We start from the raw sequence: 15,572 nt of genomic DNA on the forward strand, positions 1-15,572 counted from the left end.
TTGAGCCTGGGACGGCTCAACAACCAGCGCACCGAACAACCCCACAGCCAGCGCACAGAAGCCCGCTACCGCGCGCCGCGAACCATACTTTCGTGATTCCCCGTACATCGCCCCACCGCTTCATAGACTCCCCCGAGCCACAGATGCGGTCCGCATCCTAACGACTGCAGCGCGTGCTCAACACCTACAACCCATACAAACGACCCATACAACCAGCGCCATCTAGTGATCTACGCCACAGGCAGCGTCGATCTCAGGCTCAGCCGACCGCAGACCCCTCGTCATACCGATTGCCCACATCTGCGGCCGTGACCGGGCCAGGTGGCGGTGGTTCGGCGGTGCTTTGGTGAGACCTGCAGGGCTTAGCTGCGCCCTGCCACACCTGCCCCGAGTAGCAAGTCGGGACCCACTGGAGTTGGCCGGAACCGGAGTTGCCGCGAGGATCTGTGGCTGTGCGACCGACGATGGGACCTTGTCGACAGCGCTGACGTTGAGCTTGCTGATGTTAGTCGGGGAGGGCGACGTCGCTCGGCGCTGTCTTGACGCAGTTTCGGCCGGCGCCCTTGGCTTGGTACATGGCCAGGTCGGCCGCCATCTGCAGTTCATCGAGGCTGCCGCCGGACTCGGGGAAGGTCGCGACACCGATCGAGCAGGTGATCGTGTCGCACACGAGAGGGCCGTTCGTGGTGGTGATGGCGACTGCCAGGCCAGCGACGCGGAGCCGGATCCGTTCAGCGGTCAGGGTGGTGTTGGTCGCGGAGGTCTGTGGCAGCAGGATGGCGAACTCTTCGCCGCCGAGCCGTCCGACCAGGTCGTCGCGGCGGATCTCGTGGCGCAGTTCGTCTGCGACGGCTTTGAGGGCCTGGTCGCCGGCTAGGTGCCCGTAGGCGTCGTTGACGGTTTTGAAGTGGTCGATATCGAGGTATATCAGTCCGAGGCCAGAGCCGGTGCGTTCGGCGGCGGCGAACTCTCGTCGTGCGACCTCGTTCCAGAACGCAGCGTTGACCAGGCCGGTCTTGGGATCGGTGCGAGAAGCGGTCTGGAACTGGTCGACCAGCAGCGCCCGGTGCAGCCCAAGAATGGTCAGCAAGAGGACCGCTACCGTCCAGGGCTGGCTGAGCAGCAACGCTGCGGTCGCGATGCCCAGGCCGAGCGATCCGGCGACAATCAGTTGGTCCGACAACCTCCCAAGCGCATTGCGACCCGGAGAATCAGGGTTGGACAGCACGATCGCGGCCGCGACGAGGGCGTAGTTCACGAACCAGTAGGCCAATCCGGCCGCGACAACGGCGACGAGTCCGAGTGGACCCGGCGGGTAGCCGGGATAGATGCCGGGGCGGATCGCAGCCAGAACGACGATCGCTGCGGCACCGGCCAGGACGAGGGTCGCGGCGGTGAAGGCCGACCGATACGGCGACACCCGCCGGATCCGAAGCCAGGAATGGACGTAGGTGCTGACGATCAACAGCACAGCCAACGGCGGGGGTAGGAGGAGGACGCCGGCGAAGGTCCACATTCCCTTCAGATTGACGTAAGGGATGCCTTCGGCGCCGACCTTGCGCAGCCGCTCGATATCGCGGGCCGCTTCGAGATGAATCGCCGACCCGGCGCCCAGGACGAGCAACCAGATCCAGTCGCTTGAGCCGACCGCGACGAGGTCGAGCGTCGCAGCGATCACGGCCACGGTAATGACCTCGATCGCCACGACATACCCGAGGACACTTCGGGGTAGCGACCACAGCGCCCACTTGGTGGGCATCCAGGACGCGTCGGCACGTCGGCGATGGCGACGCTGCGCCAGCCGGTACCGGATACTCATGATTAAGACCCCCGCCTCACAGTCGGTCCCTGTCACAGAGTAGCTGTGACACTCACGCAATGTCACTGCCTCGCTGCGCTCAAGAAACGACGGCGCAAGATTCGCGGGAGGAGGCCGCTGCGATGAACAACAACGACTGGTAGCTGATCAGGCGAGTCATCGCATGGCACTGGCGCGTCTATAGGCTGCGCCGGTCGCGAGGACGAGCCCAATGTTCCCGACCGCCGCCACGACCAAGGCCGCCGACCATCGACCCGCCCCGGCGCCGGCGGCCAGCACCTCCGATCCCCTGGGACACGACCAGCGCAGTGCGGGGCCAGGCCGAACACCTGACCGCGCTGCGCACCAGGACCGCTCAGCACGAACACCTACTGACAGCGATGCCCACCAGCCTCGGGCCGCGTCCGACGCCACGCGACATGACCAGCCCAGGCTCCTGGCTCAGCCAGCATGCCCGAAACATCGCCCGGCCAGCCCTGGGTTTCAGGGTCGGGCTCTCTGGGGGGCGGCGATGGTTGGCATGCCGAGCTGGACAGGGCTGGCGGGTGGCGTGCTGTGGGCTTTGTCGAGTCCGGCGAGTTTGCGTTGGGCGGCGTCGAGGCTGGTTTGGAGTCCTTGAACTTCGCCGAGCCAGCCGTTCATGCGGGCTTCGGTGATCCGCTCGCGCAGGTTGTGGATGATCGCGATCACGCGGGGTCGCTGTTGAAGGTCGACGCGCAGGCTCGGACAGCGCAGGCAGGCGTGCTCGTGCTGGCACGGGGTGCCGTAGGGTCGCCCGCAGGTGCCCAGCTCGAGTTTGCGGAGCTGGAAATGCTGCTGGAACTCGCTCCATTCCTCGTCTGTCGGTTCGCGATACTCAGCTACTGGGCGGGTGGCTCGGCGCTGGTCGAGGAACGAGCGATAAGTGCGGACCAAGTCGTCCTGGAAAACGGCGAGATAGGCCTGGGTTGCGGACAGGCTGTGATGGCCGAGCACACGGGCGGCGATGTGGACCGGGAGCCCGCCGGTGACAGCGTCGGTGGCGAACATCCTGCGGAAGTCGTGCGGGGTGTACCGCAGCGGTTCGCCGGTGGCATCGGTCAGGCCTGCGCGGGTGAGGGTGGCGCTGAGCAGATGCTGCACTGTTGCCGGTGTGATCATCTCGTGGCGGTAGCCGATCTTGCGTTGGAACAGGTGCGGCAGCGGGGGGCCGGTGACCCTTTCATGCTGGTCGTAGCGACACGTCAACCGGATCTGCCCGTCGGCCGCAGCGTTGACGCCGCGCAGGCGGGTGACGATGGTGGCCAAGACGCTCGCCAGTTCGGGCCCAACCAGCAGTAGCCGTTCCTCGTTGACCTTGGACGGGACGATCTGCAGCAGCGGCACGAGTTCGCCAGTGTCGGGCAGCCGGTAGGACACCAAGGCCAGGTGCGTGATCTCCAGCAGTTCCTCGATCCGGACTCCGGTATGGCGCAGGGTTTCGATGACCGCCCAAGCCCAGAACGCCTCGTTCTCGCTGCGCTGCACGTCAATCAGTTCTGCGGCCGCGAGGTTCTCCACGACCACCGCGTCGGGCCGGCGCAGCTGTGGTGCCCTGGTGTGCGTCTTGAAGACAGTGCGCCGGTAGCGGGTCTGGCCGTGTTCGAACTCGTCGCCGACCGCCGTCGCGCGAGCCGCAGCGAGGAGCGCGGCCTGGGAGGCCCGGTGCTGTTCGGCGGTGTCGACGAGGACCGGCAGGTGTGGCAGCCGTTCCCGGATGCGCTGGTGCATTGCCGCGTTGGCTCGCTTCTTCTGTTTCTTGATGCCTTCGGTCTCGCTACGCCGGATGGGGCACGGAACTGCGAACGGTGCCCACGACGGGTCTTCCAGTGCCCACTCCTGGATGTCGAGGTAGAACGACCGGACCCGCATCAAGATCTCCAGCCGCGACCGCCGCGGCCTGGATCCCTTGTGCTTGGTGGTCACCACCATGATCCGCTGCTTCCACGCCTCGGCGACGTCCTCAGCCAGTCGCAACGAGTCAATACCCGGGTGATGTGCCTCGAGGTCGGCCCAGAACCGGCCTACCAGATGGCTTACGAGCCCGTCGAACGAGCTGTAGTCCAACGCAGGCCGGCGCTCGTTCAGGTAGCGGATCAGCACGTCGCGAATCGGGGCGCACTGGATGCGGTAGCGGTCGACCAGTTCGGCGGTCGACCGTTGGCCCTCGCGCAAAGCCACCCGCAACGACACGTCGGTCGCCAGCACGCCGATCGCTCTGAGCAGGTCCCAGGCCGCGAACGTGCCCGGTGGCGGGTTCCCGCGCGTCCGCGCGCCCCAGGACCGGTACTCGTGGATGTCTTCGACCGTCAACTGATCGAGGTCCCTGCCGGTATGCAGCACGATCCTGGTCAGCGCATTCAGCCCCGTCGAGGCAGACCGTCCTGCCATGCCGTTGTCGAGCGCGGACCGTTCGATCTGGGCGAACAGGTCAGGGCGCATCGATTCGCGTGCCCGGCTCAGCAGAAATGCGGGCGACATCCAGGCCTAGAACTCGTAGCTCGGCAGCACCACCCGGCACAGCAGCAAACCGATCAGCCCGCAGCGCACCTCATCGCGCTGCCACGCCAGTGAACTAGGACCGTCCGCGGCCAGCTCGTCAATCCACACCAGATCGTCAGCACCCGCAGCCAGCCACCGCTGCTGCCAACCGGCACCTGGATGGGTCTGCAGCCACTCCAGCACCCTGGTCGCGCCGCTCACCCACCGGTCACGTTGCTTTCCCGACAGACTCGACCAGCCAGGCAACGACGCGAGCAACGCGAGCACCTGGCCAGCCGGCAAATCGTTGACCGGCCCGGTGGCCACCTCCACCTCTGCTGCTGACCATCCGGCAGCCTCCGCCAACGGTGGACTGGCGAGCGTCGTACCGGACGCAGTAGTGGCGGTCACCGGACGGCCGGTCCGAACAGCACGGCCAGATCGCTGGCGTCGTAGCCAGCCGTGACCGGCTGCGCTGCTGGAGCTGTCTGGGCACACTCCTTGTGTTCTGCCCGTTCGGTGAAGTGACGCTGCACCCGGCGGAACACCTGCGCCTCGTCCTCCACCAGGTACACGTCAGCCGTCGTCGACAAGTGAGCATGACCAAGAATCGTCTGCACGTCTTTCAGCGACAGCGCCTCGTCACGAGACATCCGCAACGCCGCAGTGTGCCGCAGGTCATGCATCGACCAGTTCGTCCCCAGCAGACCATTCGCCCGCCGAAACACCGCCCGCAAAGCCTCATAGTTCAGCGGCCGCCGCCGAAAACCATCACCACGGTCGCGGCGGCGCAACGTCCACCACACCGGCTCGTCCGGACCCAACGGGGCAGCAAGATCAGCCAGGTAAAGGCGGATCCAGACAAACGCCTCCGGGCTCGCCGGCAGCCATTGCTCCGCACCACTGCCCTTACGAAACACCCGAACCAGCTGATCACCCCAATCCAGATCCACACCCCGCACCCCCAGCAACTCCGCTGCACGAGCACCGGTGCTGATCCCGAGCGCCAGAAGCGCGCGATCGCGGTTCGACTGCAACCCAGCGAACAACTCGTTCCACCGTTCATCCGGCATGCCACGTGGCGTCCGCTTCGGAACCTTCGGGTTGTACCGGATCCTCCCGTCGGACCGAAACGGCTCCATCGGGTTGTGGTGCGCATGCGGCCGACCGCGTCGATCCAACTGGACCGGGTTGATCAACGGGCCATCACCCAGCTCGATCCAGAACTCGTAGAACGACCGCAGTACCGCGTTCGAGTGCCGCACAGTGCTCGGCTTGTACTGGTCATCCAGATACTGCTTGCGGGTGATCGGGTTCACCGTTCCCGCCGTGACCGCGGACGCTGTCCGCGCCGACCGGCCAGACTTCTCTGTCAACCGCATCCACAACACCAGATCCCGCGCCTCCGCCGGAGTCGCACGGTTCCAGTCGATCTCGACCGCCCGCAGCCAGCGCCACCACCGCAACAGAGCAAACGCGTAGCTGCGCACCGACCCCGAGCGGTTGTCCCGAGCAACAAAGTCCATCAAGTACCGCCGTACGGGCTCCACCGGCACACCGTCATCTCCGACCACCAGCCACGGCACGACCCCCTCGGCCCGCACCACACGACCCCACAGCGGAAGCCGGATCGACACCACATCACGCTCGACTTCGGACAACCTCGCACCCACCTGTCTGGAGAACCTGAGTGAGGGCTGTCTACCAACCGTCAAGCGATCACAACTACCAACACTCCGGCCTTTCAGGCCGTAGTCCGGTCAACAGGCTTCAAGAACGTCAACGACACGCACGGGCACCTGGCCGGCGACCAGGTACTGAAGGCGATCGCGGCCGAGCTGAAGCACGAGATCCGCACCGACGACCTGATCGGGAGGCTAGGTGGTGAAGAGTTCGCCATCCTGCTCCCCAACACCAGCTCCGCCGACACTCTTCACACCGCGGAGCGGATTCGGCATCGCATCTCAAGCCTGGTCGTCACAGTCACTGCCCCGACCGGAACCACGCTTGTCGACGGGCTCACCTGTTCTATTGGGGCGGCGACGTATCCGACCGCCGGGCACAGTCTTGATGTGTTGTTGATGGCGGCTGATACGGCTACCTATGCAGCCAAAGAGTCTGGGCGGAACCGGGTTGTCACAGCGCCCAACCGGACTCCGGGTCAATTGAGTTGACGAGCTCTCAGGCTTTCAGGAGGGCGTTGGCGAGCATGGCGACGACGCGGTCGGGGTCGTCGGCAAGTTGACGGAGTACGTCGTCGGCGAGTGGTGCTGGGAGTTCGGCCAGGGCTTGGGTGAGGCGGATTCGGCCGGCGGAGTCGGAGACTGCCAGGGCGTCGGTCAGTGAGGTGATCACGGTGGGGTCAGCGGCGAGGGTGCCGAGGATCTCGGCGGCTTCGACGTCGTTGATGCCTTCGACGATGAGACCGACCAGGGCTGGGATCGCGGCCACGACACCTCGGTTGCCTAGGGCAAGGGCTGCGTGTTTGCGGACGATCGGATCGTCATCGACGAGAGCGCTCTCCAGTACGGCGGTCGCCTCCACCCCGGGTAGTTCGACGATCGCCTGCACCGCGCGCCGCCGTACGTCAATGTCTTCTGACTGCAGCCCGGGCGCGATACTCGCCACCCCACCGTCCGCGCGGGCGAGAGCCCACCGGAGGGCGCCGGCCACGTTCGCGTCGGACTCGGTCAGGATCGCCTTGGCGAGGACCTCGGTTGGGACCGGTACGTCGTCGCGCGGGGCGAGGACGGCCTGTTGGCGACGGGCGGCGTTGGGTGAATCGAGGGTGTGCAGGAGCTCGATGATGCGCAGGACGTCTTCCCAGCCGCTCGGTGCAGACGCGTCGACCGTGCGGAGGCGTTCGAGCAGCTCCTGCTCGCGGTGCAGGCGGTCTTCGGTGCGCTGGATGAGGTCGCTGACCAGGGCCGTCGGGGCAAAGGTCGGGTCCTCGAGCGCCTGGCCGATCTCGCGTAGGGACAGGCCGAGTGAGCGCAGGCTCTCGACGTGGAAGATCCGGCGGATGTCGTCGGCGGAGTACTCGCGATAGTTGCCGACGGTACGACCGGTGGGGCGCACCAGCCCGAGGGAGTCGTAGTGCCGGAGCATCCGGCTACTCACCCCCGAGCGGCGCGCCACTTCACCGATCAGCACGCGGTCTGTGCCCCGTTCCGGGCCGCCTTCGCCGCCTCGGCGGCGGCCAATTTCTCGGGGCCTAGAGAGTCCACGCGCTTCGCCGCGTCGACATCGGCCGCGAACGCAGCGTCCGGGTTGCGAAGCAGCAGGTCGGTCGCCCGAGCGTGCGCCCGCACCTTCGGATCAACGCTCGCCAGCGCCGGCCGCAGTACCGGCTCGATGAGCTCACCAAGACCGACCAACGCCCGGCTCAGGCTCAGTTGAACCATCCGGTCCCCACGCCCGAGCTCCTTGACCAGCTCAGCCGCCAGCGCCTCCCGCTCATCGACAGGAGCCAGTACGACGGCCGCCCGCCAAGCCGTCCGTGCCACCTCGTCGTCCGGGTCGTGCAGCAGCTCCACCGTGATCGCGGTCCAGGTGCTCGGCACTCCGAGCTTCGAGAGCGTGTGAAGCGCCTGGCTGCGCGCCTGCACGTGCTCCGACTGCAGTTCCGCCAAAACCTGAGGAACCGTCAGCTCCACCGGCTGCCGGGTCAACGTCCAGGTCAGCATGTCGCGCACGAAGAAGTCCGGCTCCACCGCGCACCGCGCCAGCAACGCCTCCACCAGCCCCGGCTCCGACCCGACCGTCATGGCCGTCCGCAACCGCGCCGATGAATCCCCGGCGCTCAACACTCCGACCAACCTCTCCACCGCACTCACGGTGATCACCTCCTGCACCCAGTGAAGACCTTGTCACAGTGTCAAGGTCAAGCAGTGTGGCATGAAAGGGCATGGCATACGCGTCCCAGGGGCGGCTGGTTCACGCCATTTGAGCGGCATTCAATCGTTTGCGGGAGTTTTTTCCGCGGGCCACGATCTGGGCTTCCGTTTCGAAGCTCAGGAGGCAACGACATGGCAAGACACCACAACCGGCGCAGCATCGCCCTGATCGGCGCGGCGCTCGCGTCGGTCACCCTGCTCGCCCAAACCCCGGCGTACGCGGCCGCCGGCACCCAACCCAACCCCAGCGGCGCGCTCGACCGCATCGACCAGCGCGACCGCCCCCTCGACAAGTCGTACAGCTGGAACTCAACCGGCGCGGGCGTCCGCGTCTATGTGCTCAGTGACGGTGTGAGCACGACGCACACCGACTTCGGTGGCCGGGCGTCGCAGGGCGCCGATCTGGTCGGCGGCACTGCGTGCACGGTGTACGGAACCGGAGTGGCCGGGCTGGTGGCCGGCACCAAGTACGGCGTCGCGAAACAAGCGCAGATCGTCGCGATCCGAACTTTCAAGTGCAACGGGCTGCCGACCGCCGACCGCGCTATTGCCGGGGTCAACTGGGTCACACAGAACGCGGTGAAGCCCGCAGTTGCCGTCCTGCCCTTTGCCGTCGCTGCTGACCCCGCCCTCGACGCGGCGGTCGCCCAGTCGATCCAGAGCGGTGTCACCTGGGTCGTCAGCGCAGGCAACAACGGCACCGACTTCGGTGCCGATGCTTGCAACTACTCCCCCGCCCGCGTCGCCGGCGCCATTACCGCGACACAACTGGACCTCACCAACACCGGCAACCCCAAAGAGGTGCTAGGAGCCGGCCAGAACCGCGGCCGCTGCGTAGACGTCGCCGCACCCAGCGGAACGACCGCAGTAGGCGGCGGCAGCGACGAGAACCCGTGGGGCATCCACGGCGGCCACGTAGGCGTCACCGCCGGCGCCGCCGCCAAACTCCTCGAGCAGAACCCGAACGCCTCCCCCGCCACCATCCAGCAACTACTCAACAACGACGCCACCACCGGCCGCCTCACCGCAGACAGCCTCGGCACGCCGGACCGCATCCTGTTCTCCAACTGACCCTGATCCTGCTTCCCCGCCCCAGTGCGGGGAAGCAGTCAGACGGCGATCAGGGGTAGTTGACCCATTGGGCCTTGTTGGTTTGGGAGTTGGAGGGGCCGCCGGAGTTGTTGATGACGTGGGCGATCGTGCCCTTGCCACCCAGTGACACCGTGACCATGTTATGGAACTTCACATTCGGTTTGTTGGGGACTTCGAAGGCGCGTTCAGCGACTATGGAGGCGTCGGAGGTGAAGACGCAGTAGCTGCCCAGGCCCCAGGCCTCGTGGGTGTTCACCGAGTCGGCGACCTTGTACGCCGCATAGCCGCGGGTGGAGCCGTTCATCCAGGCGGACTGGTTGGGTGGGTCGTAGGGGAGCTCATTCTGGTAGAAGTACGTGCGACCGCCGTTGCCGTTCCAGATCGTCTGGTACTTCTGGTAGTGCTCGACGAACAGCCCGTACGCCGTGACGTCGTCGCCGTTCACGACGAGTCCGGTGTCGGCGGTGTTGGTGCCCCAGCCGACGCCGATCGAGTGGTCGCCGCGCCACAGCCAGGCGTGGTCGAGGATCACGTCGTCGCTGTTGATCCGCAACGACTCGGTGGCCTTGCCGACCGCGGAGCCGCCGATGCGGAAGTAGATGTCGTGCAGCGAGGTCGGGTTGGCGCTGTGGTCGGCGGACGAGTTCGTCGGGCCGAGTTCCATCAGCAGTGGTGAGTTGGTCGGGGCCGCGTCGATCAGCAGGCCGGCGATCTTGACGCCGTCCACGTCGGCGACCGACAGGGCCGACGTACCGTTGGTGGGCATGATCGTGGCCAGGCCGAGTCCGAGGACGACGGTGTTGGCGCGGGTGACCCGCAGGGTGTCGCTCAGCTTGTAGATGCCGGGCGTGAAGAGCAGATCCTTACCGGCGGCTAGTTCGGCGTTCAGCGTGGCCGCGGTGACACCGGGCTTGGCGATGTAGAACTGACTGATCGGCAGCGACTGACCAGCCGGCGTACCGTTCGCCCAGCCCGGACCGGCCGAGTTCGACTTCAGTGCGGGGACGAACACCTGGTAGGCGCCGGCGCTATCGACGTACAGGTAGGGCTTCTCGCGGATGATCGGGGTCTGCGCGACCTTCGTATACGGCGGCTCCGGGAAGCTGCCCGCGGGTGCGTTCTCGGCGCCGACGAAGACCATGTTCCAGTTCTGACCGGTCCAGCTGCCCCAGCGCGTGTTGCGCGACAGCCACTGCTGCTGGCTGCCGGATCGCACCTGGCCGTCGACGATCGTGTCGGCCATGAAGCCGCCGCTCGACCAGCCGCCGTCGTCCAGGGCGAGGTTGCCCTTCAGGTGCATCCGCCGGTACGCCGACGCCTGGCTGACCGCCCAGCGGTCGAGCCCGCCCGGCGGGGTGACCGTGAGGCCCTCGGCGCCGCGCCAGAAGTTATGCGTCGCGTTCTGCGGCGGGAACCAGTCCGCCTCGACGTGTACGGCGCCATTGATGTTCACACTGCCCGGCGTGAGGCCGAGACCTGCTACCTGGGTGAAGAACCCGACGTTCGCGCTGACGTTGTAGGTGCCCGGCTTGAACAGCAGGGCATACCGCTGCTCGCCGTACTGGTTCTCCTCCTGCTGGTTGAAGACCTGGTCGAGCCGCGACTGGATCTGGCTGGCCGGCATCGACGGGTCGAAGACGGAGAAGTTCGGGCCGAAGTCCGGCGTACCGGGTGGGTTCGGCGGAGTGTCCACTGAGGTGATCCTGAACGATTGGGCGGCGCTTCCGTTGCAGGCGAACTGCACCAGCTGGACGCTGTCCGCGGTGGAGGCCGACGGTACGTCGAGGCATTTGCCGCTGTGCCGGTTCACCAGGTGGTAGGCGCCATCCGCCTCCTCGACCGGCAGCCACTGCTGGTTGTTGCCACCGCCGTACGCCCAGAGGTGGACCAGGGCGTTGTCAGCGGTTGAGACATTGGAGACGTCGACGACCTGGGCCGGGGCGGTGCGCACGTTGACCCGCACATACCCGCCGCTGGTCGGTTGGAACTGCCACTGCTGGGCGGTGCTGCTGTTGCAGGCGTACTGCTGCACCACGGTGCCGTTCGCCGTACCGGCTGCCCGCGTGTCGAGGCACTTGCCGCTGTGTTTGGCGGCCACGGTGTTCCAGGCGGTCGGCGAGATGGCAGCGGTCGCCGACGGCGGGTCGATCAGGGTCAGTCCACCGGCGACGAGACCGGCCAGCGCCGCGGCGATCACGACGGTACGCCGGCGCCGGGTACGCGGCGGCGGGCGGAGTGGGGCGGCTCCGGGCATGAGATCTCCTCGAGTGGGCGGCAGAGGTGCGCCTAGGAAAGCGGATTCCCACACTTAATTCAAGACCTGACCGAAGTTCCGGAACTAGGGCACCGCTTAGTCTCGAGGCATGCGGATCTCGGTTTCGTCGGATATGGACCTGCCCGTCGCACGCGCACTCGTCACGGAGCTCACCAAGCGCGGGCATGAGGTGAGCGCGCATGGAGCGCTCGAACCCGGAAGCGATCCGCAGTGGGCGGTCTGCTCGGAGGCGGCGGCCCGGGAGGTGGCCGACGGTACGGCGGATCAGGCGGTCGTGTGCTGCTGGACGGGTACCGGCGCATCGATCGCCGCGAACAAGATTCCGGGCGTGCGGGCCGCACTGTGCACCGACGCCTACACCGCCGACGGCGCGCGGCAGTGGAACGACGCCAACGTGCTCGCATTGAGCCTCCGACTCACGTCCGAGCCGCTGCTCGAGGAGATTCTCGATGCCTGGTTCGCCGGGACCCCGAGCGCCGACGAGACCGATCGGATGAATGTCGAGCGCGTCAGCAATTAATGCACCATTCATTCCATTGACACGTTCTGCGCGCCGTCCGCAAACTCCCAGGCATGACGGCAGAGAATGGACTGAATTCATTCTTCACAGGGAATGAAATTCGCCTCGGACTGGTCGGCGCCGGCAGCGTCGCCGCGGTGTACGCCGAGGCCGCGGCAGGGCTTCCCGGGATCGCGATCACGGCGATCTGCGACGTACGACGGGAGCCCGCCGAAGCACTCGCCGTACCGCTGAACGCCAGCGTGTACGGCGATCACCGGGCGATGTTTGCTTCCGGCAACCTCGATGCCGTCGTGATCACCTCACCGCATTCGCTGCACACCCCGATGGCCGAGGACGCGGCGGCCGCGGGGCTGCACGTGCTGATGGAAAAGCCGATGGCCACCGCCGTGGCCGATTGCCGGAAAATGATCAAAGTCTGCGCCGATGCCAGTGTCCGACTGGCCATCGGTAATCTGCAGCGATTTGTCCCGGCGGTCCGGCAGGCGCGCGATATTCTGCGCTCCGGGCAACTCGGTCGCCCGTTGCTGATCACCGAGCGGCGTGCTGTCCGGTACGACCCCGACTCCCGCCCAGCCTGGTTCTTCGATCCCGAGCTGGCCGGTGGCGGAATCCTGATGAACATCGGCGGCCACAGCATCGACAAGGCGCAGGTGCTGACCGGCGAGAAGGTCGTCGCGGTGAACGCCCGGACCTGGCGGCGGCCCGGGATCGCCGTCGAGACCGACGCCTCCGGCGTGATGGAACTGTCGGGCGGCACCCAGCTGGCGTTCTCGATCACCAGCACCGGCCTGCCTCCGCAGGACGAGACCGAGGTGATCTGCGAGTACGGCGCTCTGCGTCTGTCCCACACCGGTGGGCTGTGGATGTTCCACGACGGTGAGTCCGTCCATCTCCGGGAGCGGACCGGCCACGACGAGATCGTGACCGCCTTCCGCGACCAGCTCGCCGATTTCACCGGGGGCGAGCCCCCGAGCGTCACCGGCGACTACGGCCTGTCGGTCATCGCCGCCGTCCAGGCTGCCTACGACTCGGCCGCCGATCGATCCCTGCAGCGAACGGAGTACTGATGAACCTCAACCGGATCACGCGGGCGGCGCTGGCCGCCGGGCTCGCCCTGGCCACTCTGGCGGCCTGCAACAGCACTGGGAGCAAGCCGGAGACCAAGGATGGTGTCGTTACCATCAAGTGGCAGGGCTACAGCCAGGAGCGGCTCGAGTTCTACCAGGAGGCCGCGGCCGAGTTCCGCAAGGAGTTCCCGAACATCAACGTCGTCCCCGAGGAGCTGGCCGAGGCCGACTACAAGCAGGCGCTGCCGCTGAGCTTCCGGAGCAAGAACTCCCCCGACATCTTCACCTACACCTGGCCGGCCGCCGGTGCGTACTTCGAACTGGCCGATGTCATCGGCAACAAGTGGGCCGCGCCGCTGGACGACTCGGTGCTCCCGGCCGACTTCCGCTCCCGCTTCCGCGACACCTCGAACCTGATGGAGCCGATCTACAGCCAGGGCGGCAAGATCTACACCACTCCCCGGCCGCCCGCGACCGGCACGATCGGCTTCGGCTACATGTACTTCAACAAGGACGTGATCGCCAAGGCCGGCCTGACCGGCAAGCTGCCGGCAACCTGGGCCGAGTTCACCGCCGCCTGCCAGGCGATCAAGGACAAGGCCGGGGCGAGCTGTCTGGCCCAGTCGACGCAGGGTCCGGACGAGATCGAGCGACTGCTCACGACCTTCGTCGGAGTGAACAAGAAGGGCTACACGCCGACCAAGGTCTCCCTGCAGTCCGGCAAGTTCACCGAGACGTCCGATCCGCAGTTCGTCGAGGCCCTGCAGTACATCCGCTCCTTGTACGAGCAGCAGTACGTCTTCCCCGGCCAGTACGATAAGATCGCCGCCCGCCAGGCCGTCGTCGGCGGCAAGGCCGCGTTCTACTTTGACGGCGGCTGGATGTCGTCGGTCTTCCCGCAGACCTTCAAGTTCAAGAACTTCGGGGTCGCGCTGCCGCCGGCCAAGACCACCGCCGCACCGGACGGGTACGCCGGCCGGATCGCCCAGGGACCGCCGTTGCCCGAACTGTTCATCAGCTCGCAGAGCAAGCACCCGAAGGAAGCGACCCAGTTCCTGGAGTGGATGACCCGGCCGAAGGGTTGGTTCTCGGAACACTTCACCGCCAAGGGCTTCGACCTGCTCCCCTGGATCGACCCGGCCGACGCCGCCAAGTGGCTGCCGAAGGAGAACCTGGCCCGCGAGCTACTGCCGCTCGACCCGAAGGTGCACGTCCTCGCTCCGGTTCCGGCGCTGAAGTGCCCGGATCTCGCCAAGTCCGAAGCGATGAGCAAGGTCGACCGGATCCAGGAGAACCTCGTCTACAGCACGGTGAACAAGTACCTGCAGAGCGGCGGCGACTGGCCCGCACTGGCCAAGGGCATTGAGGACAAGCAGAACAAGGTCTTCGAGGCCCAGCTCAGCAAGGAGGCCGCTTCCGGGCTCAAGGTCTCCACGGACTGCTACGCCGAACCTGACTGGGACGGCCTGACCCCGTTCAAGTTCACCAAATGACGCGCCGGAGCGACGTCGGCTGGATCTACCTCGTGATGGTCCCGTTCATCCTGCTGTTCCTGGCCTTCACGGTCTGGCCGCTGGTCCGGACCGTGCAGTTCAGCCTGCACGACTTCGACGGGATCGGCGCCCTCGGCGACTCACCGAACGTCGGCCTGGACAACTACAAGACCGTCCTCACCGACCCGCTGTTCGGCAAGGCGTACGCCAACACCTGGGCGTTCACGATCGGGCAGACGCTGATCAAGCTGCCGCTGTCCTTCCTGATCGCGCTGCTGCTGACCCGTCCGTGGCTGCGCTGGCCGGCGTTCTTCCGGACCGTGTTCTTCCTGCCCTGGCTGATGCCGGCGTCGATCGTGGCCATGGTCTTCTACTACCTGCTCAGTCCCTCCGACGGAGCGATCGACCACCTGCTCACCACCCTGCACCTGGTCGACCAGCCGGTCGACTTCCTCCGGTCCGGACCGATCGCGTTCAGCACGATCGCGGTCATCTCGACCTGGCAGATCATGGGCCAGTACGTGATCTTCTGGATGGCGGCCCTCCAGCTGGTACCGCGGAACCTGCTGGAGGCCGCCGAGGTCGACGGCGCCGGCGCGCTGCAGCGGCTGTGGCACATCACCCTGCCGCTTGTCCGGCCGATGGGCGTCGTGATCGCGTCCCTTGGCCTGATCTGGTCGCTCGGCATCTTCGACTGGATCCAGATCCTGACCTCGGGCGGCCCGGGCACCGACACCTATGTCATCAACTACTACGTCTACGAGATGGCCTTCACCCAGGCCCGGCCACAGTTCGGTACGTCGAGTGCCGCGGCCTTCGTGTTCGGAATCACCGTGCTGATCGTGTACGCGGTCGTCGGCAAGCTGGTCGGCCGGGCGCAACTCAAGCGGAAGGAATACGGGGTCTAG

Annotated in this window: 13 protein-coding genes; 6 read left to right on the forward strand and 7 right to left on the reverse strand. The window is 66.5% G+C overall.

Going from position 1 to position 15,572, the window contains the following annotated elements; translation table 11 throughout:
- Positions 1-505: 505 nt before the first annotated feature.
- From ABD231_RS10295 to ABD231_RS10310, 4 genes are all read right to left on the reverse strand, one after another.
- Positions 506-1,819 carry a GGDEF domain-containing protein gene (locus tag ABD231_RS10295; protein ID WP_344148739.1) on the reverse strand — a complete coding sequence of 438 codons (1,314 nt, stop codon included), beginning with the start codon at positions 1,817-1,819 and terminating at the stop codon, positions 506-508.
- A 483-nt stretch (positions 1,820-2,302) separates the two neighbouring features.
- Positions 2,303-4,279: a tyrosine-type recombinase/integrase gene (locus ABD231_RS10300; protein WP_344148742.1), complete on the reverse strand. Its 1,977-nt coding sequence runs from the start codon at positions 4,277-4,279 to the stop codon at positions 2,303-2,305.
- Between the two features lie 45 nt (positions 4,280-4,324).
- Entirely contained in the window at positions 4,325-4,729 is a 405-nt protein-coding gene (locus ABD231_RS10305) for a hypothetical protein (protein ID WP_344148745.1), read from the reverse strand.
- The gene (locus ABD231_RS10310; protein WP_344148748.1) at positions 4,726-5,979 is read right to left on the reverse strand and encodes a tyrosine-type recombinase/integrase; all 1,254 of its coding nucleotides are present in this window, start codon (positions 5,977-5,979) and stop codon (positions 4,726-4,728) included. The genes ABD231_RS10305 and ABD231_RS10310 overlap by 4 nt, the downstream gene beginning before the upstream one ends.
- Before the next feature lie 57 nt (positions 5,980-6,036).
- Here ABD231_RS10310 and ABD231_RS42150 point away from each other — a divergent pair, with 57 nt between their 5' ends.
- Positions 6,037-6,492 (forward strand): GGDEF domain-containing protein, encoded by a 456-nt coding sequence (locus ABD231_RS42150; protein WP_425554166.1) that lies wholly within the window; start codon positions 6,037-6,039, stop codon positions 6,490-6,492.
- A gap of 7 nt (positions 6,493-6,499) precedes the next feature.
- Here ABD231_RS42150 and ABD231_RS10315 read toward each other — a convergent pair whose 3' ends face one another.
- Together ABD231_RS10315 and ABD231_RS10320 are read right to left on the reverse strand one after the other, a co-directional pair.
- On the reverse strand, positions 6,500-7,471 hold the full coding sequence (locus ABD231_RS10315; protein ID WP_344148751.1) for a HEAT repeat domain-containing protein: 972 nt from the start codon (positions 7,469-7,471) through the stop codon (positions 6,500-6,502).
- Positions 7,465-8,145, reverse strand: coding sequence for a HEAT repeat domain-containing protein (locus ABD231_RS10320; RefSeq protein ID WP_344148754.1), 681 nt, complete (start codon positions 8,143-8,145; stop codon positions 7,465-7,467). The genes ABD231_RS10315 and ABD231_RS10320 overlap by 7 nt, the downstream gene beginning before the upstream one ends.
- A gap of 201 nt (positions 8,146-8,346) precedes the next feature.
- Here ABD231_RS10320 and ABD231_RS10325 point away from each other — a divergent pair, with 201 nt between their 5' ends.
- A complete protein-coding gene (locus ABD231_RS10325) occupies positions 8,347-9,285 on the forward strand; it encodes a S8 family serine peptidase (RefSeq protein WP_344148757.1) in 939 nt (312 codons plus the stop codon).
- Positions 9,286-9,334: 49 nt separating this feature from the next.
- On the opposite strand, the gene ABD231_RS10330 is transcribed toward ABD231_RS10325, so the two are convergent.
- Positions 9,335-11,560, reverse strand: coding sequence for an RICIN domain-containing protein (locus ABD231_RS10330; RefSeq protein ID WP_344148759.1), 2,226 nt, complete (start codon positions 11,558-11,560; stop codon positions 9,335-9,337).
- Positions 11,561-11,669: 109 nt separating this feature from the next.
- Here ABD231_RS10330 and ABD231_RS10335 point away from each other — a divergent pair, with 109 nt between their 5' ends.
- Genes ABD231_RS10335 through ABD231_RS10350 form a run of 4 tightly spaced genes read left to right on the forward strand, consistent with a single transcriptional unit; the run spans position 11,670 to position 15,572 of the window.
- Positions 11,670-12,101, forward strand: a complete 432-nt coding sequence (locus ABD231_RS10335; RefSeq protein ID WP_344148762.1) for an RpiB/LacA/LacB family sugar-phosphate isomerase — start codon at positions 11,670-11,672, stop codon at positions 12,099-12,101.
- 53 nt (positions 12,102-12,154) lie between these two features.
- Positions 12,155-13,171 carry a Gfo/Idh/MocA family protein gene (locus ABD231_RS10340; protein WP_344148765.1) on the forward strand — a complete coding sequence of 339 codons (1,017 nt, stop codon included), beginning with the start codon at positions 12,155-12,157 and terminating at the stop codon, positions 13,169-13,171.
- Positions 13,171-14,664: an ABC transporter substrate-binding protein gene (locus ABD231_RS10345; protein WP_344148768.1), complete on the forward strand. Its 1,494-nt coding sequence runs from the start codon at positions 13,171-13,173 to the stop codon at positions 14,662-14,664. The genes ABD231_RS10340 and ABD231_RS10345 overlap by 1 nt, the downstream gene beginning before the upstream one ends.
- Positions 14,661-15,572 (forward strand): carbohydrate ABC transporter permease, encoded by a 912-nt coding sequence (locus ABD231_RS10350; protein WP_344148771.1) that lies wholly within the window; start codon positions 14,661-14,663, stop codon positions 15,570-15,572. The genes ABD231_RS10345 and ABD231_RS10350 overlap by 4 nt, the downstream gene beginning before the upstream one ends.

Origin of the sequence: Kribbella yunnanensis (assembly GCF_039529655.1) — a bacterium.
In the GTDB taxonomy this organism is placed as follows: domain Bacteria; phylum Actinomycetota; class Actinomycetes; order Propionibacteriales; family Kribbellaceae; genus Kribbella; species Kribbella yunnanensis.